The sequence below is a fragment of the Mesorhizobium sp. M1027 genome (genome assembly GCF_040318745.1).
GTDB lineage: Bacteria > Pseudomonadota > Alphaproteobacteria > Rhizobiales > Rhizobiaceae > Mesorhizobium.
The window spans coordinates 85,802-109,325 of record NZ_JAMYMW010000011.1; the positions used below are offsets into that span (position 1 = coordinate 85,802).

Below are 23,524 nucleotides of genomic sequence, written 5' to 3' on the forward strand. Positions count from 1 at the left end.
TATTTCATCATTTCATTGAACAAGCACGGAGCGCCCGCAAGTCGCGCCGACAACCCGCACATCGGCCTCGCCGACATGCACGCCGACAGCCGCAAGCACGTTGTAGACCAGTGCGTCGACCGGCGCCGTCACGCCGTTCAGAACCGTTACCACCGCCGGCTTAACCGTTCCGAGCAGGGCCGTCACGTCCAGCCCGAGGCCCAGTGCATTGACGGAGAGCGAGAGGCCGCTGACCAGCGATGTCGTGAGCGATTGCGTCAGGTTTTTTGTGGCGACAGTTTTTATCGTCTTGTTGGCGATATCGGTGCTGTCGAAGGTCAATGTGGTCGGATCGTTGTTGGTGATGGCAAGTGATGAAGAACCCTTCACATCGAGCAGATTGAGGGTAAGCAGCAGAAGCTTCACGCTTACCTGGGCAATCGTGGCATCGGAGAACGATTGCGGATTGCTGAAATCGGCGAAGGCCGATGGATTGTTGTCGGCGTCGCTGGCGGCTAGGTGCAACGAGGCCACGCCAGGCTGCGCGGCGATCGACACCTTGATGCTATCCGGCCGGCCAGTCGGGCAGCTGATGTCAGTCAGCTTGGCTTCCGCATAGGCGACTTCGACATGCAGAGGCAGATTGACGGACAGCAGACTGATGCCGCCGCCGAGATTGGAATTGCCGATGCCGACTGTGGTGACCAGCTTGATTCGTGTCTGCGCGGTGCGCACCACGGTGCCTTTTTCACCTACGGCCAGCCAGGGTGAATATTGCAACGGTTCACCGATGGCGATGGCGAGCGTAGTGGAGGTAAGTCCCGGAATAGTGGCGCCGAGATCGACCTGGACCTGGTTTGAGCCATTGGCCAGCGAGGCGGCGGCACCCAGCATGCCCATCGCGCTTGCGTCGACGGAAAAGCCGGGAGACTTTTGTCCGAGGCCGAGCTTACCGATCGGGCCAAGATCGATAAGATGACTGAGGGGTATCTTGACCGTGTTCGTGGCCCTTGACGCGATCGTCTGCAGCACAAGTTTGCTGGCGCTGCCCGACCCGGACGCATTGGCCATGGCGGTCGCGATCTGGCCTACCGTCGCTTTTGACGCCAGCACGTCGGCATAGCTGACACCTGTCAGTTGCAACTGTACGGCAAGGGCATCGACGAACGAAAGCACGTTGACGTCGGCCGAGATCAGCGCGTTGTAGTCCATGACGCTGAGCGAGATGTTGCCGCCCAGCAACTTGCTTAGAAGCGCGTTAAGGATGCCGCCATTGACGCTGAGGAGCCTTGACCCGACCGAGAACATCGCTTGCGGGGTCACGCTGGCAATGGCTTCGGTGCCGATAACCGGAGTAGGGATGAGCGAACTGGCGAAATACCGGGCGGGGATTTTGTGCAGAGTGACGCGAACGGCGTTGTACGGCGTTTTACCGGCTTCGAAGCGCTTGTCGACACCAACGGAGGAAGCCGCTGAGTATCGACCGCCGGTGACGGACACGACGGTTTTCCCAGCCGTGGGGACGATTGTCTGACCTGGCTTTTGAACAATGATGCCGGGCATTCGGTTGTCACTGAGCGTGGTTACCGCCGCGGCTTCCATATTGTTGATGTTCGACGCCGCGGTGATCGCCGCCAGATCAGTCATCGCCTGGGCCTCCCTGCGCTCCGTGTAGATCGAACCTTCGTCGACGGCGAAGGCCGCAAGCCCCAGGGCGAATGGCGCTATCAGCGCCGTCATGACGGCAAAGTTCGCCTTCTCGTCGCCAACCAGCGAGCGAGCGATCCGCCTGATGCCCCTCAGCAAGAACTGCGACATTCAAATGCCTCCAATCCTTATGGTCGACCTGCGTGAGATCGTGGTTTGCGGCATCGCAAGGCTTGGTAACAGGTTCCAGATCGGCAGGTTGCTCGCATCGTACTGGATCGACACGACGAACTGATTTCCATCGGCCGTGCTGTCCGTCGCCTGATATGTCAGCTTGCCGGAATCGACGAACGGGTATCCACTGGCATTGTTTTTGACGAAACTCGCCACCAGCGCCTGGCGCTCGGTTTGGTTCAATCCGGCAATCGCAGTGCGGGCGGCATCGGCGGCGATCTGCTGCAAGGAGTTGCTTGCACCAAAATAGATACCATATGCAACCATTCCGAGCAGGAGCAGGATGAAGACCGGTGAAAGCAGGGCAAATTCGATCGCGGAAGTTCCGGACTCATCTCCAACTTTGCGTAGATTTGTCCTTATTCGACGCGGGTTTTTTGCCGCTAATGAGACAGCTTTACTGTCTGTCTTATCCATTGCCCTTGTCCACGGAACTTAAGAGGGATGTGCCGAACCCGTCCAAATATGTAACCCGTGGTTGACTAAGAACCAATTAAGACATTCCCGCAAACTGAAATGATCCGCCAGATTATCTCCCACGCACGGGCGTTTTCTGGGCGATGAAACGCAGCCAAGCCCATGGTTCGATCATTGATTGGCCGTTCGCAAGGCGACTATCCCGGCGCCTTACTTTGGGTGACCCCGAGAGACTGTTGAAATAAAAAATCTCCACGTTACTGTTTGGCCACCAGCTGCCGGAAAGGGAACCGGCTGCGCGCTCGAAAGGAACCAGCCAATCGGTTTCGGGGCGTCAACGCTTAGAGACGTGGCTGAAGGGCGACGTCATTAGGGAGAACTCCATGTTGAAACATGTGCTGAAGGCGACGGTACTCGCCACGACTATGGCCTTGGCCGCCGGTACGTTCTACACGCCGGCTTTCGCCGAGACCGTCTACAACCGCGGAGCCGCCGCCGAAGCGGAGACGCTCGATCCACACAAGACCTCGACGGTCTACGAAGCCGATATCATACGCGACCTGTTCCAGGGCCTCGTCATGCATGACCAGAAGACGAACCTCATTCCGGGTGCCGCCGAAAGCTGGACGGTCTCCGACGACGGCACTGTCTACACCTTCAAGCTGCGCAAGGACGGCCTCTGGTCGGATGGCAGCCCGGTGACGGCGGACGACTTCGTTTATTCGTTCCGTCGGCTGGAAGATCCGGCCACCGCTGCCGAATACGCTTCCATGCTCTATCCCGTGAAGGGTGCCGAGGAAGTCAACACCAAGAAGGGCAAGCCGGAGGATATGGGCGTCAAGGCGATTGACGCAAATACTCTCGAAGTCACGCTCAAGGCGCCAACGCCTTACTTCCTGGAGATGCTGACCCATCAGGCGACCTATCCGGTTAACAAGGCGTCCATCGAAAAGCTTGGCGCCGACTGGATCAAGGCAGGCAAGCTGGTCTCCAACGGGGCCTTTACAGCGGCGGAGTGGATTCCCAACGACCATCTGAAGCTGGTCAAGAATCCGAAATTCTGGGACGCCGCGAGCGTCAAGTTCGACGTGGTCAACTACATCCCGACCGAGGATCGCTCGTCTGCGATGAAGCGGTTCGAGGCCGGCGAACTCGACAGTTACGGTGACCTGCCGACCGAACAACTCGCCGATCTCAAGGCCAAATTCGGCGACCAGGTCCGCGTCGGGCCATATCTCGGCATCTACTATTATGCGATCAAGACCGACAAGGCGCCGTGGGACAATGTCGAACTGCGCAACGCCATCTCTATGGCGATCGATCGCGACTTCCTGGCCGAAAAAGTCTGGCAGAATTCGATGCTGCCCGGCTATTCGATGGTACCTCCGGGCATCGAAGGCTACACGCCGGCACTGGCAAAATACGCCGACATGCCGCAGATCGACCGCGAAGATGAAGCCAAGAAAATCCTGGAGAAGCTCGGCTATACGCCCGAGCATCCGCTGAAGATGCAGATCCGCTACAACACTTCGGAGAACCACAAGAACACCGCTGTCGCCATCCAGGAACAGCTGAAGCCGCTCGGCGTCGAGGTCACGCTGCTCAACACCGACACCAAGACCCACTACTCCTTCCTCGAGCAAAAGGGTGACTATGACGTGGCGCGTGCCGCCTGGATCGCCGACTACAAGGATCCGGAGACCTTTCTCGGCATCTCTCGCAAGGCCAGCGGCAACAACTATTCGGTTTACAACAGTCCGAAATTCGAGGCAGCCATGGACGAGGCGGCCGCCGCGGGCGGCAAGCCCGAAGAGCGTATGAAGAAACTCGCCGAAGCCGAGCGCATCCTCGTCGACGATGTCGGCGAGATCCCGCTTCTCTACTACAGCTACCACGATATCGTTTCCTCGAAGCTGCATGGCTTCGACGACAATGTGATGGACATCCATCCGTCCCGCTTCATCAGCAAGGACTGATCCTTCGCTGGGCCGCCGCGCAACTCAATGCGCGGCGGCGCTGGTTTGCCATCGCATCGGCCCGGGAACCGGAATAGATTTTCGGCAATGTCGGTGCGAAGATTTGAAGGCTAGAGCGCAATCGTCCAGCTGGACGCGCGCTCTGGATCAAGCGGGGCACCGATGCTGCGTTACGTATTCCGGCGGCTTCTGACCGCCATTCCGACGCTGTTCGTCATCGTGACCATAGCGTTCTTCCTGATACGTGTCGCGCCGGGCGGCCCGTTCAACCAGGAGCGGGGTCTGAGCCCCGAGATCAGGGCCAATCTCGAAGCCCAGTTCGGCCTCAATGATCCGCTCTGGTTGCAGTACGTCCACTATCTGGGCAATCTTCTGCGCGGCAATTTCGGTCCCAGCTACAACATGCCGGATTTTACCGTCGGCGAGTTGTTCAGGGAGGGCCTGCCGATCTCGATCCAACTCGGCGCTTCGGCACTCGTTCTGGCGCTGCTGCTCGGCAGCGTGCTCGGCACTGTTGCGGCGCTCAACCAGAATAAGCTTGCCGACTATTCGGTGATCGCGCTGGCGACCGCCGGCAGCACCATTCCGACCTTCGTCATCGCCCCGGTAATCCAGCTTGTATTCGGATTGACCTGGAAGCTGCTGCCGATCGGTGGCTGGGGCGATGGAGCCCTTATCAACAAGGTCGGCCCGGTACTGACGCTCGCTCTGCCGCAGATCGCCATCGTTGCCCGCCTGATGCGCGGCTCGATGATCGAATCGCTGCACTCGCATCACATCCGTACCGCGCGCGCTCTCGGCCTGTCCGACTGGTCAGTCGTCGTCAAGCATGCGCTGCGCGGCGCCATCCTGCCGATCGTCTCCTTTACCGGTCCGGCAGCTGCAGCCCTTCTCACCGGCTCGATCATCGTCGAGACCATCTTCTCTATACCGGGCATCGGCCGCCATTTTGTCGTTGCCGCGCTCAACCGCGACTACACTCTGGTTATGGGGACGGTGGTGGTCATCGCGCTCTTCACCATTGTCTTCAACCTGATCGTCGACGTCCTCTATGGTGTCGTCGATCCGAGGGTGCGCTATGACTGATATCGCAGTTGCCGCACCGGTCGTCGGCCGATCCCTGTGGGGTGACGCCTGGGCGCGCCTCAAGGCCAATCGGGCGGCCATGTTCAGTCTGTATTATCTTGCCTTCATCACCGTCATCAGTGTGTTTGGGCCCTATTTCGTGCCGCACCAGTATACCACCATCTATGCCGACTATGTGCGCACGCCGCCGAGCTTCTCCGCCTATCCGCAGGCCGACATGATCGAAGGCGCTCTCGATGAGGCGATCAGGCGTATGCGCGTCGACATCAAGGATTGGCGGCAGGAGGGCAGCCGTGTGTTCGTTACCGTCAGATCGTCCAAGCCGATCGACGACCGCAACATTCGCTACCTTGATCGTTCCGATACCTTTGATGACACAAAGATCGAGAGCAAATCGCCGGATGGTCTCGAAATGGTGATGAGTGCCTCGATCAAGCAGCAATATTTCCTGTTCGGCACCGACAACACCGGCCGCGATCTGCTATCGCGAACGCTGATGGCCGGGCGCATATCGCTGGCCATCGGATTGCTTGCCGGCATTGTGGCCGTGGTCATCGGCGTGCTCTACGGCGCCACCGCCGGCCTTGCCGGCGGCAGGGTCGACGAGGTGATGATGCGTGTCGTCGACGTGCTCTATTCTTTGCCGTTCATCTTCTTCGTCATCATGCTGGTTGTGTTTTTCGGCAGAAACTTCGTGCTAATGTTCCTGGCCGTCGGCGCGGTGCTGTGGCTCGACATGGCGCGTATCGTGCGCGGACAGGCGCTGTCGATCCGCCGGCAGGAATATGTCCAGGCGGCAGAGGCGATGGGCGTCGGACAGCGTGGCATTTTGCTGCGCCACGTTATCCCCAATTTGCTCGGGCCGGTGGTGATCTACATGACGCTGCTGGTGCCGCAGGTCATTATCCTGGAGAGTTTTTTGTCGTTCCTCGGGCTCGGCGTCCAGGAGCCCATGACAAGCTGGGGCGTGCTGATCTCGGTCGGCGCCCAGAACATCGGCTCGGCCAACTGGCTGCTTTTGTTCCCGGCATTCTTTCTCGTCTCGACGTTGTTCGCGTTGAATTTCGTCGGCGACGGCCTGCGTGACGCGCTCGACCCGAAGGATCGTTGAGAGATGGCTGCTTCCGAAACCATCCTCAGCGTCAAGGACCTTCGGGTCCGCTTCCGCACCCTCGACGGTGTGGTGGAGGCGGTGAAGGGCATCAATATCCACGTCAAATCAGGCGAGACCGTCGCCGTCGTCGGCGAATCCGGTTCCGGCAAGAGCCAGACGATGATGGCGGCGATGAGCCTGCTCGCCTCGAACGGCGAGGCCACCGGCACCGTCGATTATCGCGGCCGCAATCTTTTGACCTTGAGCAAGCCCGAGCTCAACAAGATCCGCGGCCGCAAGATCAGCATGATCTTCCAGGAGCCGATGACTTCGCTCGACCCGCTCTATTCGATCGGCAACCAGTTGATCGAGCCGATCCGCAAGCATCGCGGGCTGGGCGCCGCGGCGGCGCGCGAGGAGGCGCTCAAGCTGCTGCGGCTGGTCCATATTCCCGATCCGGAGCGGCGGATGAAATCCTACCCGCACGAATTGTCGGGCGGTCAGCGCCAGCGCGTCATGATCGCCATGGCGCTGGCCAACGACCCCGACATACTGATCGCCGACGAGCCGACGACCGCGCTCGACGTCACCATTCAGGCACAGATCCTCATGCTGCTCGCGGAATTGCAGCGCAAGCTCGGCATGGCGATCGTCTTCATCACCCACGATCTCGGCATCGTCCGGCGCTTTGCCGATCGGGTCTATGTGATGCGCTATGGCGAGGTGGTCGAGGAGGGCGAGGCGGAAGCGATCTTCGCCAACCCGCAGCACGCCTACACCAAGATGCTGCTGGCCGCCGAACCGACCGGCACCAAGGCGCCGCCGCCGCCGAATGCCCCTGTCCTGCTTGAAGGCAGGAACGTCGAGGTGACCTTCAAGATCGGCGGCGGATTTCTTGGCGGCGAGCCGCTGCTGCTGCGCGCCGTCGATCGCATTTCGATACGGCTGAAGCGCAACCAGACGATCGGCATCGTCGGCGAATCCGGCTCGGGAAAATCGACGCTTGGCCGCGCCTTGCTGCGGCTCCTGCCCAGCGACGGCATCATCCGGCTTGGCGACCGCGACATTTCCCACGCCGACCGCCAGGCGATGCGGCCGCTGCGGCGCGAATTACAGCTGGTCTTCCAGGATCCATTCGGCTCGCTGTCGCCACGCATGACCGTCGGCCAGATAATCACCGAGGGGCTGCTGGTCCACGAGCCCAATCTGTCTGGCAGGCAGCGCGATCTCCGCGCGGTCGACGCCTTGCTCGAAGTCGGGCTCGACCCGAACACGCGTAACCGCTATCCGCATGAATTCTCCGGCGGTCAGCGGCAGCGCATCGCCATTGCACGCGCCATGATACTCAAGCCTAAAGTGGTGGTGCTGGACGAGCCGACCTCGGCGCTGGACCGCTCCGTGCAGAAGCAGATCGTCGAATTGCTACGCAAGCTGCAGGCCGACCACGAGCTGTCCTATCTGTTCATCAGCCACGATCTCGCCGTCGTGCGCGCCATGGCCGACTACATCATCGTCATGAAGCAGGGCAAGATCGTCGAAGAGGGACCGGCCGAGGCGATCTTCAGTAATCCGCAGGCAACCTACACACAGACACTGATGGCCGCGGCCATCGATGTCACGCGATTTCGCCTGAGCGCATAGCGATTGGTCAGAACTGCGGCGGATAGTGGTTGTTTCGGGAACAAAAACAGCTAAGCCGCTGTTTTTTCTGGTCGGAGTGGCAGGATTTGAACCTGCGACCCCATCGTCCCGAACGATGTGCGCTACCAGGCTGCGCTACACTCCGTGACCAGACCGCGGGCTTATAGCCGCCGCGTTTGGTTACTGCAAGCGCCAATGGAGGCGCTTCTGTCGCATTTCTTTCGCTTTCGCCGCCACGTCATACAGGTTTCAGTTTCCTGTCGCACAAACACGGCTTAAAGGGCTTCTAGGTAACCGTCGCCTTGCCTCGAAGCACCTGATTCAGCAGCCTGGAGTTTGCAGCCTTGTCGATGAAGATCGTTAGCGATGTCAGACCAAACACTTTTGAGTTTGAAACCTCGGCGCTGATCAAGCCGTCCGGGTTTCGCGAATATGATGCGCGCTGGTGGTTCGGCCATCCCGGCTCGAACGAAACGCCAGAACTCAATCTGATCGGCGTCCAGGCGCTCGGCATGGGGCTCGGCACGCTGATCCGTCGCCTGGGTGCCGGGCCCGACATCGTCACCGGTCACGATTTTCGCTCCTATTCGCTTGCCATAAAGCTGGCGCTGGTTTCCGGGCTGATGGCAGCCGGCGCACGGGTCAAGGATGTCGGGCTGGCCCTGTCGCCGATGGCTTATTTCGCCCAGTTCGCGCTCGACACGCCGTCCGTCGCCATGGTCACTGCCTCGCACAACGAGAATGGCTGGACCGGCGTCAAGATGGGCGCGGCGCGCCCGCTGACTTTTGGTCCGGAGGAGATGAGTGCGTTGAAGGCGATCGTGCTGTCCGGCGATTTCGATCTTGTCGGTGGCGGCTCCTATGACTTCGTTGCGGACTTCCGCAAAACCTACCTTGACGATCTGACAGCGGGAAAGCGTATCTCCAGGAAGCTCAAGGTGGTGGCCGCTTGCGGCAACGGCACCGCTGGGGCTTTCGCTCCCGAGGCACTGGAAAGGATCGGCTGCGACGTGATCCCACTCGACGTCGAGCTCGATCATACATTTCCCAATTACAATCCAAACCCCGAAGACATGCAGATGCTGCACGCCATTCGCGACAAGGTGCTGGAAACGGGCGCCGATGTCGGGCTCGGTTTCGATGGCGACGGCGATCGCTGCGGCGTGGTCGACAATGAAGGCAACGAGATCTTCGCCGACAAGGTCGGTGTCATGCTGGCGCGCGACATTTCACACCTCTATCCCGGCTCGACTTTCGTCGTCGACGTCAAGTCGACCGGATTGTTCATGACTGACAAGGTGTTGCGGGAAAATGGCGCGGTCACCGACTATTGGAAAACCGGTCACTCCTATATCAAACGGCGCGTCGCCGAACTCGGCGCCGCCGCCGGTTTCGAGAAATCGGGCCATTTCTTCTTCAATCCGCCGATCGGCCGCGGCTATGACGATGGCCTGGTAACGGCCATCGCCATATGCCAGATGCTGGATCGCAGTCCGCAAAGTAGCATGGCCGATCTCTACCGCGATCTGCCGCTGACGTTCGGCACGCCGACCATGTCGCCACACTGCGCCGACGAGCTCAAATACGGCGTCGTCGAGCGCGTCGTAGGCGATTTTCGCAAGATGAAGAACGACGGCGCGGTCTTCGCCGGCCAGAAGATCGCCGAACTGATCACCGTCAACGGCGTCAGGGTCGTGGCGGAGGACGGCACCTGGGGCCTGGTGCGGGCATCCTCGAACAAGCCGGAGCTTGTCGTGGTGGTCGAAAGCCCGGTATCGTCGGAGCGGCGCCGGCAGATGTTCGAAGCCGTCGATGCCGTGCTGCGCCGCAGCCCCGAAGTCGGTGCCTACAATCAGACCTTTTGAGCACGAGGCTTGTTTTCATGACCGAACGGATCGTCAGTTTTGTGATGAGCGGCGGCGTCGGCTCGCGGCTGTGGCCACTGTCGCGCGAGGACAATCCCAAGCAGTTCCATGATTTTTCCGGCGACGGCTCGATGCTGGCCAAGACGCTGCGCCGGCTGACCGCGCGGCCGGAGGGCGAAACGCCGGTCTTCCTGATTGCCTCGGAAAGGCACGCCGACCGCGTTCATGCCGATATTGCCGGTCTCGAGCTTTCCGGCGGCGGCCCGCTGTTCGAGCCGACCGGCCGCAACACTGCCGCGGCCGTTGCCTTGGCAAGCCTGCGCACCTTGTCGGAATTCGGCGACAGCCTGGTGCTGGTGGTGCCGTCCGACCACGAGATCGCGACGGCGCAGCAATTCTGGCAGAGCGTCGAAGCCGGCACCGCGGCGGCGCGCGAGGGCAGGCTGGTGGTTTTCGGCATCAAGCCCGCGCAACCCGAGACCGGCTATGGCTACATCGAGGTGGCCGGCGAGCGGGACGGCATCTGCGACGTCTCGCGTTTCGTCGAAAAACCCGATCTCGCCACGGCGCAGAGCTATCTCGAGGCCGGTAACTTCTATTGGAACACCGGCATCTTCCTGTTTCGCGCCAGCGCCATGCGCGACGCATTCATGGCTTTCCAGCCCGATATCTGGAGCGCCACCGAGGCTGCCTTTCAGGCGGCGACATCAGACCTTTCGGGCCTCTACATGCCTCTGGAGCTCTATGCCGCCATCCCATCGACATCAATCGACTATGCGATCATGGAGCGCGCCAGCGGCATCGCCATGGTGCCGGCGGGCTTTCGCTGGAACGATCTCGGCTCCTGGCAATCGCTGCTCGACGTCGGCCCTTCCGACAGGCAGGGCAATGTCATCGTCGGCGATGTTGTCGCCATCGATTGCGAGAACTCCTATATCCGCAGCGATGGTCGCCTGCTGTCGGCCATTGGCCTGAAGGACGTCGCCATCGTGTCGACCGCCGACGCCACTTTCGTCGCGCCGGTCAGCCACAGCCAAAATGTCAAAAAAATCGTCGAGCAGCTCGAAAAGAGCGGTCGCCTTGAGACCAGGTTCACGCCCGCCGACGATCGCGTCATCGAAAGCGGCGCCTGGCAGCGCCGCGTGCACCATTGGCTGTTCGAGGAGACGGTGCCGTTGTGGTCGACGGTCGGCGTCGATGAGCGCCATGGCGGTTTCCACGAAGCGCTCGGCTTCGATGCCGCCCCGCTGATGAAACCCAAACGCATGCGCACGCAGGCCAGGCAGATCTACGCCTTCGCCGTCGCCAAGGCGCGCGGCTGGAACGGCCCGGCCGATCGGCTGATCAGCCACGGCCTCGAATTCATGGCCAGGCACGGACGTACCGACAATGGCGGCTGGGTACGCACCCTCAACATCGACGGCACCGTCGCCGACGGCGCCGAGGATGCTTACGATCATTCCTGCGTGCTCCTGGCGCTGGCGCATGCCCATATGTGCGGCAATCCCGATGCGTTGCGGCTTGGCGAGGAGACCTTTGCGTTCATCGACGCGCATCTCGAGGACGAACGCCTGACCGGCTTCCGCGAGACCTCGAGCGGCGAGGGCGAGCGCCGCTCCAACCCGCACATGCATCTGCTCGAGGCGTTCCTGGCCTGGCATCAGGCGACCGGCGAGCGCGCTCATCTCCGCCGCGCCGCGCGCATCGTCGATCTGTTCCGCAGTCATTTCTTCGACCCGGAAAGCTGGACGCTGGGCGAGTATTTCGACGATGAATGGCGGCCGGCCCCTGGCGAGAAGGGCACGTGGACCGAACCCGGCCATCATTTCGAATGGGCTTCGCTGTTGGTCGACTTCGCCGGCCGCAGCGGCCAGAGCGGCTTGACCGGCCTCGCCAGGAAGCTCTACGCGTCGGCGATCGCCAATGGCCTGAACCGCGCCACGGGCCTCGCCTACGGCGCCGTCTCGCGGCAAGGACTGCCGCTCGACCGCGTCTCGCGCAGCTGGCCGCAGGCCGAAGCGATCAAGGCGGCGATCGCGCTGGACGGTTCGGGGGGGCCCGACCTGAAGCCGGAAATCGAGGCGCGGGTCGGCCGGCTGTTCCGCTGGCACATCAATCCGGCACCGCTCGGCCTGTGGATCGACCGCATCGACGAGCGTGGCCGCTCGCTGGCAAACGAGGTGCCGGCCAGCATCTTCTATCATCTCGTCTGCGCGCTGACCCAGTATCTCGACGGCACGGCCCGCAAGGATCAGTACGGGCTGGCGACATCCCCGGTCTCGACATAGACCGACTTCAGCTGCGAATAGAGTGCTAGCGCCGCGAGCGAATTCTCGCGGCCGATGCCGGACTGCTTGAAGCCGCCGAAGGGGATTTCGACCGGCGTCAGATTGTAGGCGTTGATCCAGCAGGTGCCGGCCTGCAGTTCGGCGATCACACGATGGGCGCGCGCCAGGTCGCGGGTGAACACGCCGGCGGCGAGGCCGAATTCGGTATCGTTGGCGCGCTCGATCACCTCGTCCTCGCTGTCGAACTTCAGCACGCTCATCACCGGCCCGAAAATCTCCTCGCGCGCTATGCGCATCGTGTCGGTGACCTCGGTGAACACCGTCGGCTCGACGAAGAAGCCACCCTGGAAACCCTGCAGCGAAGGCACATTGCCGCCGCAGGCGAGCACCGCGCCATCCTGCTTGCCGGCCTCGATGTAAGAGACCACCTTGTCGTGCTGCGCCTTCGAGACCAGCGGCCCCATCTGCGTGTCCGGATCGAGCGGATCGCCGATGCGGATTTTCTTCGTCCGTTCGGTCAGCCTCTCGACGAAACGGTCATGGATGCCGCTCTGCACGAAGACCCGCGTGCCGTTGGAGCAGATCTGGCCGGTCGAATAGAAATTGCCGAGCATCGCGCCGCCGATGGCATTTTCGAGGTTGGCGTCTTCGAAGACGATCAGCGGCGACTTGCCGCCGAGCTCCATCGTCGCGTGCTTCATCTTCGAGCCGGCGAGTGACAGCACCTTGCGGCCGGTCGGCACCGAGCCGGTCACCGAGACCTTGGCGACGACATCATGGCCGACAAGGCCAGCGCCGACATCGCCCAAACCTTGCACGACATTGAACAGCCCGTCCGGCAGGCCGGCCTCGGTGTAGATTTCGGCGAGCGCCAGTGCTGAGAGCGGCGTGTTCTCCGACGGCTTGAACACCATCGCATTGCCCATGGCGAGAGCCGGTGCGGATTTCCAGCCGGCGATCTGGATCGGGTAGTTCCAGGCGCCGATGCCGACGCAGACGCCGAGCGCCTCGCGCTTGGTATAGGCAAAGGGCCCGCCGAGATCGACGGCCTCGCCATTAAAGGCGGCAACGGCGCCGCCGAAATATTCCAGGCAGTCGGCCGCCGACGGGGCGTCAGCAACCAGCGTCTCCTGGATAGGCTTGCCGGTATCCAGCGTCTCGATGCGCGCCAGATCGGCATTGCGCGCGCGCAGAATGTCGGCGGCACGGCGCAGGATGCGGCCGCGTTCGACCGGCTTCAGCCGCGCCCAGGCCGGTTGTGCCGCACGCGCCGCCTCGATCGCCAGCTCCAGCACGTTCGGCGTCGCCGAGCGCAGCATGGCGATGGTCTCGCCGGTTGCCGGATAGATAACCGGCAGCGCTGCGCCGCGCTCGTCGTCGATATAGCGTCCATTGACATAATGCGATGCCGTTGGCTGGGCGCGCATGACTGTTCTCCAAATCGTCTTGTCGCGGCATGCGGAATATGCGTCCGCCGGATCATGGCCTATCTGTCCGACACCTGCCAGCGCGGATTGATCCATGGTTCCTGGTTGGAAGGTGGCAGCGGCGTGCGCCCGAGAATGTGGTCGGCGGCCTTCTCGCCAGTCATGATCGACGGCGCGTTGAGATTGCCGTTGGTGACGCGCGGGAAGATCGAGGAATCGGCGACCCGCAGCCCTTCGATGCCGATGACGCGGCATTCGGGATCGACGACGCTCATCGCATCATCGGCACGGCCCATCTTGCAGGTGCCGCAAGGATGGTAGGCGCTTTCGGCGTGATCGCGAATGAAGGCGTCGAGTTCGTCATCCGATTGTATATGCGAGCCCGGCGACAGTTCCTTGCCGCGGTACGGATCGAAGGCCGCTTGCCCGAAGATCTCGCGGGTCAGCCGGATGCAGTGGCGGAACTCCTTCCAGTCGTCCGGATGCGACATGTAGTTGAAGCGGATCACCGGCTTCGATTTGGGATCGGGAGAGCGCAGCGTGACCGAACCGCGCGACTTCGACCGCATCGGCCCGACATGCGCCTGGAAACCATGCGCCTTGGCCGCCGCCTTGCCGTCATAGCGGACCGCGGCCGGGATGAAGTGATACTGGATATCGGGATAATCGACGCCAGCGCGCGAGCGCACGAAGGCGGCCGCCTCGAAATGGTTGGTGGCGCCGAGGCCGGATTTGAAGAACAGCCATTGTGCCCCGATCATCGCCTTCGAAAACGGATTCAGCACCGAGTTCAGCGTGATCGGCTTTGTCGATTCCTGCTGGATGTAGAGCTCCATATGATCCTGCAGATTGCGGCCGACACCCGGCCGGTCCGCGATCACCGGAATGCCGTTCTCCCTAAGGTGTTGGCCGGGGCCGATGCCGGACAGCATCAGGATCTTGGGCGAGTTGATCGAGGACGCGGCAACGATCACCTCGCGCCGCGCTCTGACCACCTGAATCCGTTTGCGCGCTTCGATCTCGACGCCGGTGGCGCGTTGATTCTCGATGATCACCCGCCGGGCGAAACCCTTGACCAGGATGACATTTTTCCGCCTCAGCGCCGGCCTCAGATAGGCGCTCGCCGCCGACCAGCGACGGCCGCCGCGGATGGTCTGCTCCATCGGCCCAAAGCCCTCCTGCTTCGCGCCATTATAGTCGTCGGTCAGCTCGAAGCCGGCCTGACGGCCTGCCTCGACGAAGGCGCCATAGAGTGGGTTCGTCCTCGAGCCGCGCTGCACAGTCAGCGGGCCGCCATGGCCGCGCCAGCCGTCCTCGCCGCCTGCGCTGTCCTCCATGCGCTTGAAATAGGGGAGCACGTCGGCAAACCCCCAGCCGGCCGCGCCCTGTTCGGCCCAGTGGTCGAAGTCACGGGCATGGCCGCGCACATAGACCATGCCGTTGATCGACGACGAGCCGCCGATGACCTTGCCGCGCGGCGTCGCCAGCACGCGGCCACCGAGGTGCGGCTCGGGCTCGCTGGCAAAGCCCCAGTCGTAGAGGCTCATATTGAGCGGGATCGACAGCGCCGACGGCATCTGGATCAGCGGCCCGATATCGCTGCCGCCATATTCGATGATGATCACCGAATGCTTGCCATCCTCCGACAGACGGTAGGCCATGGCCGAGCCGGCCGAGCCGGAGCCGATAATGACGAAATCCGCTTCAAGCATGGTTCATGCGCGCCCGTGGTTCATATGCGCAATGAAATCGGCCAGCGAGACGTTGCCGCCGGTTGCCACTACGAGAACGGTCTTGCCGGTCGCGTCGACCTTGCCGCCGAGCAACGCCGCCAGCGAAGCAGCGCCGGATGGTTCGAGCACCAGCTTCAGCCGCTCGAAGGCGATGCGCATGGCGCGCCGCACCGAAGCATCGTCGACGGTGACGCCGCGAACGCCGGCCGCCTTCACCGCTGCGAACGGCGCGTCGCCCGGCCGCCGCGACATCAGCCCGTCGCAGATCGATTTCGGCCCGATCGGCATGGTTTCGATGGCGCCATGCGCCAGCGACGAGCCCATGCCGTCAAAACCTTCGGGCTCGACGCCGATGATCTCCGTGGCGGGCGACAGGTAATGGAAGGCCAGCGAAACGCCGCCGATCAGGCCGCCGCCGCCGACTGAGCAGAACAAGAGATCGGCCTCCGCTTGCCTGGCGGCGAGCTGGTTGAGTGCCTCCAGCCCGGCACCGGCCTGGCCGGCGACGATCTCCAGATCGTCGAACGGGTGCAGCAGCGCCAGGCCTTCGCCCGCAGCGATCTCGCGCGCCTTGGCGGCGGCGACTTCCTCACGCGCGCGCTCCCCATGGTCAGTCAGCACCACGCGCGCGCCGTAACCCGATGTGGCGTCGCGCTTAGCGGCCGGAGCGTCGATCGGCATGACGATGGTGACGGGAATGCCAAGCGCCTGGCCTGCCGCCGCCAGCCCCTGCGCAAAATTGCCGGAGGAGTAAGCGACGACGCCCTTTTTGGTTTCGTCAGGCGAGAGCTTCTTCAGCCGCCAGTAGGCGCCGCGCACCTTGAACGATCCGGCCCATTGCAGCGATTCGGCCTTGACGAAGACGCGGGCAGCGCCGGTCTCGCGGGCGAGTGCCGCGGATTCCAGCAGCGGCGTGACCTGCGTTGCCTTGGAGGTGACGGCATAGGCCTGCCTGAGATGGTCGAGCGAGGGGACGAGACGGTCTGCCATCATTTGCCTCGCGGAAAGCGCTTCTGCTCTTCGAGCAGGTCGAGGTTCATGTGGTTGCGCATGTAGCGCTCCGATGCCTTCTGCAGCGGCTGGAATTCCCAGGGATAATGGGTGCCGTTGCGCAGCGCCGGGTAGACCACCCAGCGGCGTGCCTGGCTGGCACGCACTGCGGCATCGAACGCCGCCATGTCCCAACGCGCCCGCACCTTATCGATGAAAGCGGCCACCAACGCCGCATTGGCCGGATCGGCGGCGAGGTTGGTCAATTCCCGCGGATCCGATTCAAGATCAAACAGTTGCGGCGGATCGATGTCGCAATGGATGAATTTGTAGCGGCCCTCGCGCATCGCCACCATCGGCGCGTTGGAGCCTTCGGCGGCATATTCCATCAGCACCGGCGCGGAGCGTTTCTTTCCGTTCAGCAACGGCAGCAGCGACTGGCCGTCGGTCCACGGGGCAATCGCGCTGATGTCGATGCCGGCGAGGTGGCAAAGCGTCGGCGTCACGTCGAGATTGGAAACCGGCGTCTCGATCAGCCCGGCGTGTACGCCCTTGCCGGCGATCATCAGCGGCACCCGCGCCGAACCTTCGAAAAAGCACATCTTGAACCATAGGCCGCGCTCGCCGAGCATGTCGCCGTGATCCGAGCAGAACAGGATGATCGTATCGTCGAGCATTCGCGTGCGCTCGAGTACCGACAGCAATTCGCCGACCTTGTCGTCGAGATAGGAGATGTTGGCGAAATAGCCGCGCCGCGCGCGGCGTATCTGCTCAGTGGTGATGTCGAAGCTGTCATAGTCGCTGGCGCGGTAGAGCCGCTGCGAATGCGGGTCCTGCCTGTTGTAGGGGATGAAGCCGACCTCCGGCTCGAGCGCCGGGCAATCCTCGTAGAGATCCCAGTAGCGCCGCCGTGCGACGTAGGGATCGTGCGGATGGGTGAAGGAAACCGTCAAGCACCAGGGCCGATGTGCGGCATCGTCGGAGACGCGGGCAAAATCGTAGAGCTTCTGCACCGCATGGAAGGCGACCTCGTCGTCATATTCCAACTGGTTGGTGATCTCGGCAGTACCGGCGCCGCTGACGGAGCCGAGATTGTGATACCACCAGTCGATGCGCTCGCCGGGTTTGCGATAGTCGGGTGTCCAGCCGAAATCGGCCGGATAGATGTCGGTGGTCAGCCGCTCCTCGAAACCGTGCAACTGGTCCGGCCCGACGAAATGCATCTTGCCGGAGAGGCAGGTGTGATAACCTGCGGCGCGCAGATGATGGGCAAAGGTCGGGATCGAAGACGCGAATTCGGCGGCGTTGTCATAGACACCGGTGCGTGACGGCAACTGGCCGCTCATGAATGCGGCGCGGCCCGGGGCGCAGAGCGGCGAGGCGGTGTAATTGTTGCAAAAACGCACCGAACGCGCGGCGAGCGCCTTCAGATTCGGCGCGTGCAGGAAGTCCGCCGGCCCATCCGGGAACAGCGTTCCGTTGAGCTGATCGACCATGACGATCAGGATGTTGGGTTTGGATGTCACTGCTTCTGCCGCCCGCTGAGCTTCGTTTCGAGATAGTCCTCGATCAGTGCGATTGCGGTCGCGGCATCGGGGACGCCGTCCTTCAGCGCGCGCCTGATATAGAGCCCGTCGATCAGCGCCGCAGTCGCTTCGGCGACCCGGTCGGCCTCGCTCCTCGGCAGGATGCCGGTCAGCCCGCTGAGCAGATTGGAATGCAGCCGCCGCGCATAGACCTTGAGCAGCCGACGAAGTGCTGACGACTTCTGCGCCTCGACATAGAAGGCGAGCCAGGCGGCGATCGTTTCGGGCTGGAACTGGATGTCGGAGAAGTTGACCGCGACCACCGCCGAGACGCGCTGGCGCGCCGTGCCGGCCGCGCGAAGTGCACGGCGCGTATCGGCGGTGAGTTCGCTGAGGATGTGCCGCATGGTCGCCAGCAGCAATTCGTCCTTGGCGCCGAAATAATGGTGGGCAAGTGCCGAGGACACGCCGGCGCGCCCGGCGATTTCCGACATCGTCACATCGAGCGAACCGCGCTCGCCGATCGCCGAGATCGTTGCGTCGATGAGCGCCCTGCGGCGCAACGGTTCCATTCCGAGTTTCGGCATTCTTGCTCCGGCCTGTTGGCACCAAGATTATTTTTTATTGACGCATCAATCAACAAAAATCCGGTCTGATTTGCTGGCAAAAGCCAGGCACTATGACCAGATGTTCAAGATCAAGCGATTGTGCGGTTCTGGCCCCTTCACGAAGCCGGCGGAACGGTTCATGCTTGAACAATGCTGAGGCGCGCCGCAAGTATCGCGTACCCCGGGTCCACAGGATGGAGATCGCCATGACAGCATGCATCGTCGGTTGGGCGCATTCGCGCTTCGGCAAGCTCGAAGGCGAGACGCTGGAGGGCCTGATCACCAAGGTGGCAGTCGAAGCGCTTGATCATGCCGGCATCGGTCCGGATGACGTCGACGAGATCGTGCTCGGCCACTTCAACGCCGGGTTTTCCGCCCAGGATTTCACCGCGAGCCTGGTACTCCAGGCCGACGACCGGCTGCGCTTCAAGCCGGCGACCCGCGTCGAGAACGCCTGCGCCACCGGCTCGGCGGCAGTCAGGCAAGGCATCCGCGCCATCGACGCCAATGCTGCCCGTATCGTGCTGGTGGTCGGCGCCGAGCAGATGACGACGACATCAGGTCCTGAGATCGGCAAGAACCTGCTCAAGGCCTCGTATCTGCCGGAGGACGGTGAGACGCCGGCAGGCTTCGCCGGCGTCTTCGGCAAGATCGCCCAAGCCTATTTCCAGCGCTATGGCGATCAGTCGGATGCGCTGGCGATGATCGCCGCCAAGAATCACAAGAATGGCGTCGACAACCCCTACGCGCAGATACGCAAGGATTTCGGCTACGAGTTCTGCCGGCAGGAAAGCGAAAAAAACCCCTTCGTCGCCGGTCCGCTGAAGCGCACGGACTGCTCGCTGGTCTCAGACGGCGCCGCCGCGCTTGTCCTTGCTGATACGGCCACGGCGCTGAAGATGCGCCGCGCCGTCGCCTTTCGCGCCAATGAGCATGTGCAGGATTTCCTGCCGATGTCGAAGCGCGACATTCTCGCCTTCGAGGGCTGTGAGCAGGCCTGGAACCAGGCGCTGAAGCAGGCGGGCGTGACGCTCGGCGACCTTTCCTTTGTCGAGACGCATGACTGCTTCACCATCGCCGAACTGATCGAGTATGAGGCGATGGGCCTGGCCAAGCCCGGCGAGGGCGCCAAGCTGGCCCTGGATGGCGAGACGGCGAAGAATGGAAGGTTGCCGGTCAATCCGTCGGGCGGGCTGAAGGCCAAGGGCCACCCGATCGGTGCCACCGGCGTATCCATGCATGTGCTGAGCGCCATGCAGCTTGTCGGCGAGGCGGGCGGCATGCAGGTGCCGGGAGCAAAACTCGGCGGCATCTTCAACATGGGTGGTGCCGCGGTCGCCAACTACGTTTCCATTCTCGACAGGATCAGATAAACCCGCCCGCATTTGCGGGAGGTGACATGGCAAATCCGGTTCTGGTCGAAGTCTTGCGCGGCGCAATCGTCGAGAGTGCCCATCGCGGCGCTGTTGCCGTCTTCGACGCCGATGGCAAGCCTGTCTGGGAGATCGGCGACACGGCACAGCCGGTGTTCCCGCGTTCGGCGGTCAAGGCGATCCAGGCGCTGCCGCTGGTCGAGAGCGGCGCTGCCGATGCCTACGGCTTCGGTGATCGGGAGCTGGCGCTGGCCTGCGCCTCGCATTCCGGCGAGCCGCCACATGTCGCGTTGGCGCGCGCCATGCTGGCGAAGGCCGGCCTGGACGAGACGGCACTCGAATGCGGCGCGCATTGGCCGTCGAGCCATGGAGCGACGCTGGCACTTGCCCGCGCCGGCAGCGTGCCGAGCGCGCTGCACAACAATTGTTCCGGCAAGCACTCAGGCTTCCTATGCACATGCGTTCACAGCGGCATCGCCCATCGTGGTTACGTCAAGGCTGGCCATGCCTCGCAGGAGATGGTGCGCGAAGCGATGCAGGCGGTGACCGGTGCTGCCCATGACGCCGATCACCGCGGCACTGACGGCTGCTCGATTCCGACCTATGCCGTGCCGCTGCGCAGCTTTGCCCTTGGCTTTGCCCGCATGGCGACAGGTGCCGGCTTCGAGCCGGTGCGCGCCCGGGCGGCGAAGCGGCTGCTCTCCGCCTGCATGGCCGAGCCGTTTTTCGTCGCCGGCACGGGCAGGTCCGATGTCGCGATGATGGAGGCCGCGCCGGGCCGGATTTTCGTCAAGGGAGGCGCCGAAGGTGTTTTTTGCGCCGCCCTTCCGGAGCTCGGGCTTGGCATCGCGCTGAAATGCGACGATGGCGCCGGCCGCGCCGCTGAAGCGATGGTCGCGGCCGTGCTGGCTAAGCTGCTGCACGCCGACCAGGCGCTCGCTGCGAAATTGATCGAACAGGCAAATCCGCCCATCGAAAGCCGGATCGGCGCCAAGGTTGGTGCGCTCCGGCCGACGGCCACCCTCAACTGACGTGGTTGCGCTCGACGGTCAAATGCGCGTAGCCGGCATTGCCTGATGCGGCGAGGTCGCCGGTTACCGGTTCGGCCCAACGTTGGCCGACGACCGCGCCATTCTGGACCCCGTCGATGACATTGTCGGAGATGATTGCCGTCCCGGCACCTTCGACCACGGTGACGACGATGCCGGTCCTCGCCTTGCGGATGACGTTTCCCGTGGCGACCACGTTGCGCATGAACGGTCCCCAGCCGATCTGCATGCCGTAGAGCGGCGCATTCTCGACGACATTGCCGGAAACTACGGTGTCTGCCTCGACGCTGATGCCGACGCCGAAGCCGGGCGCGTCGGCAGGGTAGGGGCCGCTGGTCGACAGATTGCGGACGATGTTGCCGGAGCAGACGCCCATGCGGCCGCCTTCGTTGAAATTGACGATCGAAATGCCGTTCGCGGCGCCATCGACGATATTGTTGCCGATGATCGCACCTTCGAATGAGAATTCGGAATACACGGCCGTTTCGCCCGAGCGCGAGCAGGTATTGCCGGTGATCTGCACATTACTGGCACTGTTGGCGCGGATCGCCGAAAACGCGCAGTCCGAAACAATATTGCCGGAGATGATGACGTTGCCGGCGCGGAAGGCATCGATGCCATTGCCGTTCTGGCCGGTTCCGCCGCTGCGCGCCTGGATGCGTTCGATGCGGTTGCCGCTGACGATGGTGCCGTCTTCCGCTGCCTGCCAGCGGTGCACGAGGATGCCGCCATTGGCGCAATCGGAGACGCTATTGCCTGATATTTCCAGGCCATCGGCCTCGACCGAATAGATGCCGGCGTCGGCTGCGCCGGATATCTCCGAGCGCTCGATGCGGCCCGAGGCGTGTTCGAGCGCCAGACCGTTCTTGCCGCTGCCGGTCATCTGGCAGTTGTCGACGACCAGATGGACGATGCGGCGCAGATCGAGCAGGCCTTGCGTGTAGTCGCCCATCCAGCGCTTGCTGCCGTCGAACACGAGCCCGCTGAGTTCGATATGCTCGGCCTGTTCTGCCATGATGAGATGGCCATTGCCGCCATAGACGATCCGCGATGCGCCCGGCACCCCGGACAGGCGCACGCGGCCGGGCAGCGACAGGCTGGAAACGATATAGGTCCCCGGCGGCAGGAACACCGCCATGTCGCGGTCGTGCGCATCGCGCAGCAGCTTGGTGAAAGCCTTGCTCTGGTCGTCAAGCGCGCCGGGCCGGACGCCGAGATCGGTCGCGTTGATCGCGCCGCGCACCGCGGCTTTCTCGATGCCGGGCAGGTTTTTCGCCGCTGCCTTGCCGAGCGAAAGCCCCATGACGGCAAATCCGGCGGTCTGCGCAAGCAGCGTTCGTCTGTTCAACATCGGCACAGATTCCTTGCGTTCAACGGTCGCGCCGCAGGATTCGTGCCAGACAGGATCGGCCCCGACGTCGGTTCGCCGGCTACGGCTTGTGGAGTCGTCGCGTCAGGCATAAGTTCGTCGGATGAGCAGGGCCTTCACCCGCGAGGAAGACAGCGAAAACGCCATCGCCGGCATCGGCGAGCGGCCGATCAGCCATCACCGCAATCTGGTGACGGAACGCGGCCTGGCGCTGATCGATGCGGAGGTGGCCGCTCTGCGCGACGAGCTCGGCCGAGCCGAAAAGCGGGCCGACCGCGAGCGCATCGCGCTGGTGTCGCGTGATCTTCGCTATTGGACGGCGCGGCGCGAAAGCGCCGAACTTTCGGTGCCGGAGCCGGGCAGCGACATGGTCCGCTTCGGCATGGGTGTCACGTTGGAAAGCGACGACGGCAAGAAGGTGCACTGGAAGATCGTCGGCGAGGATGAGGCAAATCCCGCCAAGGGGACAATTTCCCATGTGTCGCCGATGGCGATGGCGCTGTTCGGCAAGAAGATCGGCGAAGTTGCCGTGGTCAATGGCAAGGAGTGGGAGATCGTCAAGCTCTCCGACAGTTAGTCTTCGAGCTTGACGACATGATCGCGGAAGAACGCCGCGGCACCAGCCTCGTCGATTTCGCCGGCGGCGACCATCATGACCAGTTGAATAATGTCCGCCTGCTCGGCTTCGATGCTCAAGCCATTGAAATAAAGGAACAGATCGGCCGCCGCGAAAGCAGTACGCTTGTTTCCGTCGACGAATGGATGGTTTTTGGCGATACCGAAAAGATAAGCGGACGCCAGCTCACAGAGATCGGGCTCGCCATAGATTTCCCTCTGCTGCGGCCTGTAGAGCGCCGACTCCAGCATTCCCTGGTCGCGGATGCCCGCTGCGCCGCCGTGGAGGCGCAGCTGCTCGGCGTGAAGCGCCTCCACGAATTCCCGCGAATGATGCTCGGTCATTTTGCGAGCGCGCGGTAGGCAACCTCATACTTCTTCATCCGCTCGCGCGCGATCTTCATCTTGCGCTCGAATTCTTCAGCAGTGTCCTCGGTGCGGCGCAGACGAAGCTCATCGCCTTCCTGAACGATGACGATGCTGTCGCCCGCCTTCAGGTTCATGCGGTCGAGAATTTCCCTCGGCAGGATCACGCCTTCGGAATTGCCGATCTTGCGAATGATGGTGTTCATGGTGAGACATCCTGTTGCACGCTGATTATAACTCTG

19 protein-coding genes and 1 tRNA gene are annotated in these 23,524 nt (G+C 62.7%); 9 read left to right on the forward strand and 11 right to left on the reverse strand.

Annotation, left to right across the window (positions count from 1 at the left end):
* Positions 1-12: 12 nt before the first annotated feature.
* Both NKH50_RS21260 and NKH50_RS21265 read right to left on the reverse strand, forming a co-directional pair.
* Positions 13-1,719, reverse strand: coding sequence for a pilus assembly protein TadG-related protein (locus tag NKH50_RS21260; protein ID WP_352880833.1), 1,707 nt, complete (start codon positions 1,717-1,719; stop codon positions 13-15).
* 78 nt (positions 1,720-1,797) lie between these two features.
* Positions 1,798-2,277 carry a TadE/TadG family type IV pilus assembly protein gene (locus NKH50_RS21265; RefSeq protein WP_352880835.1) on the reverse strand — a complete coding sequence of 160 codons (480 nt, stop codon included), beginning with the start codon at positions 2,275-2,277 and terminating at the stop codon, positions 1,798-1,800.
* Positions 2,278-2,660: 383 nt separating this feature from the next.
* On the opposite strand from NKH50_RS21265, the gene NKH50_RS21270 reads away from it, so the two are divergent.
* The 4 genes from NKH50_RS21270 to NKH50_RS21285 all read left to right on the forward strand — a co-directional run bounded on the left by NKH50_RS21270 (position 2,661) and on the right by NKH50_RS21285 (position 8,073).
* Complete coding sequence (locus NKH50_RS21270) at positions 2,661-4,253, forward strand: peptide ABC transporter substrate-binding protein (protein WP_352479492.1); 1,593 nt, start codon at positions 2,661-2,663, stop codon at positions 4,251-4,253.
* A 162-nt stretch (positions 4,254-4,415) separates the two neighbouring features.
* Positions 4,416-5,339, forward strand: coding sequence for an ABC transporter permease subunit (locus NKH50_RS21275; RefSeq protein WP_352479493.1), 924 nt, complete (start codon positions 4,416-4,418; stop codon positions 5,337-5,339).
* A complete protein-coding gene (locus NKH50_RS21280) occupies positions 5,332-6,450 on the forward strand; it encodes an ABC transporter permease (RefSeq protein ID WP_254819905.1) in 1,119 nt (372 codons plus the stop codon). Before NKH50_RS21275 ends, NKH50_RS21280 begins: the two co-directional genes overlap by 8 nt.
* A gap of 3 nt (positions 6,451-6,453) precedes the next feature.
* Positions 6,454-8,073 (forward strand): ABC transporter ATP-binding protein, encoded by a 1,620-nt coding sequence (locus NKH50_RS21285; RefSeq protein ID WP_254819906.1) that lies wholly within the window; start codon positions 6,454-6,456, stop codon positions 8,071-8,073.
* Positions 8,074-8,141: 68 nt separating this feature from the next.
* On the opposite strand, the gene NKH50_RS21290 is transcribed toward NKH50_RS21285, so the two are convergent.
* Positions 8,142-8,218 (reverse strand) — tRNA-Pro (locus NKH50_RS21290).
* Between the two features lie 205 nt (positions 8,219-8,423).
* Here NKH50_RS21290 and NKH50_RS21295 point away from each other — a divergent pair.
* Both NKH50_RS21295 and NKH50_RS21300 read left to right on the forward strand, forming a co-directional pair.
* A complete protein-coding gene (locus NKH50_RS21295; RefSeq protein ID WP_502906892.1) occupies positions 8,424-9,938 on the forward strand; it encodes a phosphomannomutase/phosphoglucomutase in 1,515 nt (504 codons plus the stop codon).
* A 17-nt stretch (positions 9,939-9,955) separates the two neighbouring features.
* Positions 9,956-12,226, forward strand: coding sequence for an AGE family epimerase/isomerase (locus NKH50_RS21300; RefSeq protein ID WP_352880840.1), 2,271 nt, complete (start codon positions 9,956-9,958; stop codon positions 12,224-12,226).
* Here the strand turns inward: NKH50_RS21300 and betB are convergent.
* From betB to betI, 5 genes are read right to left on the reverse strand one after another with little or no spacing between them, the layout of a single operon-like run.
* Positions 12,190-13,653 (reverse strand): betaine-aldehyde dehydrogenase, encoded by a 1,464-nt coding sequence (gene betB, locus NKH50_RS21305; RefSeq protein WP_352880842.1) that lies wholly within the window; start codon positions 13,651-13,653, stop codon positions 12,190-12,192. The two genes, NKH50_RS21300 and betB, sit on opposite strands and share 37 nt — an antisense overlap.
* 59 nt (positions 13,654-13,712) lie before the next feature.
* Positions 13,713-15,365: a choline dehydrogenase gene (gene betA, locus NKH50_RS21310; RefSeq protein ID WP_352880844.1), complete on the reverse strand. Its 1,653-nt coding sequence runs from the start codon at positions 15,363-15,365 to the stop codon at positions 13,713-13,715.
* Positions 15,366-15,368: 3 nt separating this feature from the next.
* Complete coding sequence (locus NKH50_RS21315; protein ID WP_502906893.1) at positions 15,369-16,376, reverse strand: threonine/serine dehydratase family protein; 1,008 nt, start codon at positions 16,374-16,376, stop codon at positions 15,369-15,371.
* Positions 16,376-17,902, reverse strand: coding sequence for a choline-sulfatase (gene betC / locus NKH50_RS21320; RefSeq protein WP_352880848.1), 1,527 nt, complete (start codon positions 17,900-17,902; stop codon positions 16,376-16,378). The genes NKH50_RS21315 and betC overlap by 1 nt, the downstream gene beginning before the upstream one ends.
* Positions 17,899-18,489: a choline-binding transcriptional repressor BetI gene (betI, locus tag NKH50_RS21325; RefSeq protein ID WP_352880850.1), complete on the reverse strand. Its 591-nt coding sequence runs from the start codon at positions 18,487-18,489 to the stop codon at positions 17,899-17,901. The genes betC and betI overlap by 4 nt, the downstream gene beginning before the upstream one ends.
* A gap of 227 nt (positions 18,490-18,716) precedes the next feature.
* Here betI and NKH50_RS21330 point away from each other — a divergent pair, with 227 nt between their 5' ends.
* Both NKH50_RS21330 and NKH50_RS21335 read left to right on the forward strand, forming a co-directional pair.
* Positions 18,717-19,883 (forward strand): acetyl-CoA acetyltransferase, encoded by a 1,167-nt coding sequence (locus tag NKH50_RS21330; protein ID WP_352880852.1) that lies wholly within the window; start codon positions 18,717-18,719, stop codon positions 19,881-19,883.
* Between the two features lie 26 nt (positions 19,884-19,909).
* Positions 19,910-20,914, forward strand: a complete 1,005-nt coding sequence (locus tag NKH50_RS21335) for an asparaginase (protein ID WP_352880854.1) — start codon at positions 19,910-19,912, stop codon at positions 20,912-20,914.
* On the opposite strand, the gene NKH50_RS21340 is transcribed toward NKH50_RS21335, so the two are convergent.
* Positions 20,907-22,283 carry a TIGR03808 family TAT-translocated repetitive protein gene (locus NKH50_RS21340; RefSeq protein WP_352880856.1) on the reverse strand — a complete coding sequence of 459 codons (1,377 nt, stop codon included), beginning with the start codon at positions 22,281-22,283 and terminating at the stop codon, positions 20,907-20,909. The two genes, NKH50_RS21335 and NKH50_RS21340, sit on opposite strands and share 8 nt — an antisense overlap.
* A 121-nt stretch (positions 22,284-22,404) precedes the next feature.
* Between NKH50_RS21340 and NKH50_RS21345 the strand changes: the two genes are divergently transcribed.
* A complete protein-coding gene (locus NKH50_RS21345; RefSeq protein ID WP_352706123.1) occupies positions 22,405-22,878 on the forward strand; it encodes a GreA/GreB family elongation factor in 474 nt (157 codons plus the stop codon).
* Here the strand turns inward: NKH50_RS21345 and NKH50_RS21350 are convergent.
* Positions 22,875-23,261 carry a type II toxin-antitoxin system death-on-curing family toxin gene (locus tag NKH50_RS21350; protein WP_352880858.1) on the reverse strand — a complete coding sequence of 129 codons (387 nt, stop codon included), beginning with the start codon at positions 23,259-23,261 and terminating at the stop codon, positions 22,875-22,877. The two genes, NKH50_RS21345 and NKH50_RS21350, sit on opposite strands and share 4 nt — an antisense overlap.
* Positions 23,258-23,488 (reverse strand): AbrB/MazE/SpoVT family DNA-binding domain-containing protein, encoded by a 231-nt coding sequence (locus tag NKH50_RS21355; RefSeq protein WP_352880860.1) that lies wholly within the window; start codon positions 23,486-23,488, stop codon positions 23,258-23,260. The genes NKH50_RS21350 and NKH50_RS21355 overlap by 4 nt, the downstream gene beginning before the upstream one ends.
* Positions 23,489-23,524: the final 36 nt, after the last annotated feature.

Excerpts from the sequence above, each read along its gene's own strand:
- NKH50_RS21260 (WP_352880833.1), bottom strand. The coding sequence starts at position 1,719 with ATGACGGCGCTGATAGCGCCATTCGCCCTGGGGCTTGCGGCCTTCGCC.
- NKH50_RS21265 (WP_352880835.1), bottom strand. The coding sequence starts at position 2,277 with ATGGATAAGACAGACAGTAAAGCTGTCTCATTAGCGGCAAAAAACCCG.
- NKH50_RS21270 (WP_352479492.1), top strand. The coding sequence starts at position 2,661 with ATGTTGAAACATGTGCTGAAGGCGACGGTACTCGCCACGACTATGGCC.
- NKH50_RS21275 (WP_352479493.1), top strand. The coding sequence starts at position 4,416 with ATGCTGCGTTACGTATTCCGGCGGCTTCTGACCGCCATTCCGACGCTG.
- NKH50_RS21280 (WP_254819905.1), top strand. The coding sequence starts at position 5,332 with ATGACTGATATCGCAGTTGCCGCACCGGTCGTCGGCCGATCCCTGTGG.
- NKH50_RS21285 (WP_254819906.1), top strand. The coding sequence starts at position 6,454 with ATGGCTGCTTCCGAAACCATCCTCAGCGTCAAGGACCTTCGGGTCCGC.
- NKH50_RS21295 (WP_502906892.1), top strand. The coding sequence starts at position 8,424 with ATGAAGATCGTTAGCGATGTCAGACCAAACACTTTTGAGTTTGAAACC.
- NKH50_RS21300 (WP_352880840.1), top strand. The coding sequence starts at position 9,956 with ATGACCGAACGGATCGTCAGTTTTGTGATGAGCGGCGGCGTCGGCTCG.
- betB (WP_352880842.1), bottom strand. The coding sequence starts at position 13,653 with ATGCGCGCCCAGCCAACGGCATCGCATTATGTCAATGGACGCTATATC.
- betA (WP_352880844.1), bottom strand. The coding sequence starts at position 15,365 with ATGCTTGAAGCGGATTTCGTCATTATCGGCTCCGGCTCGGCCGGCTCG.
- NKH50_RS21315 (WP_502906893.1), bottom strand. The coding sequence starts at position 16,376 with ATGGCAGACCGTCTCGTCCCCTCGCTCGACCATCTCAGGCAGGCCTAT.
- betI (WP_352880850.1), bottom strand. The coding sequence starts at position 18,489 with ATGCCGAAACTCGGAATGGAACCGTTGCGCCGCAGGGCGCTCATCGAC.
- NKH50_RS21330 (WP_352880852.1), top strand. The coding sequence starts at position 18,717 with ATGACAGCATGCATCGTCGGTTGGGCGCATTCGCGCTTCGGCAAGCTC.
- NKH50_RS21335 (WP_352880854.1), top strand. The coding sequence starts at position 19,910 with ATGGCAAATCCGGTTCTGGTCGAAGTCTTGCGCGGCGCAATCGTCGAG.
- NKH50_RS21340 (WP_352880856.1), bottom strand. The coding sequence starts at position 22,283 with ATGTTGAACAGACGAACGCTGCTTGCGCAGACCGCCGGATTTGCCGTC.
- NKH50_RS21345 (WP_352706123.1), top strand. The coding sequence starts at position 22,405 with ATGAGCAGGGCCTTCACCCGCGAGGAAGACAGCGAAAACGCCATCGCC.
- NKH50_RS21350 (WP_352880858.1), bottom strand. The coding sequence starts at position 23,261 with ATGACCGAGCATCATTCGCGGGAATTCGTGGAGGCGCTTCACGCCGAG.
- NKH50_RS21355 (WP_352880860.1), bottom strand. The coding sequence starts at position 23,488 with ATGAACACCATCATTCGCAAGATCGGCAATTCCGAAGGCGTGATCCTG.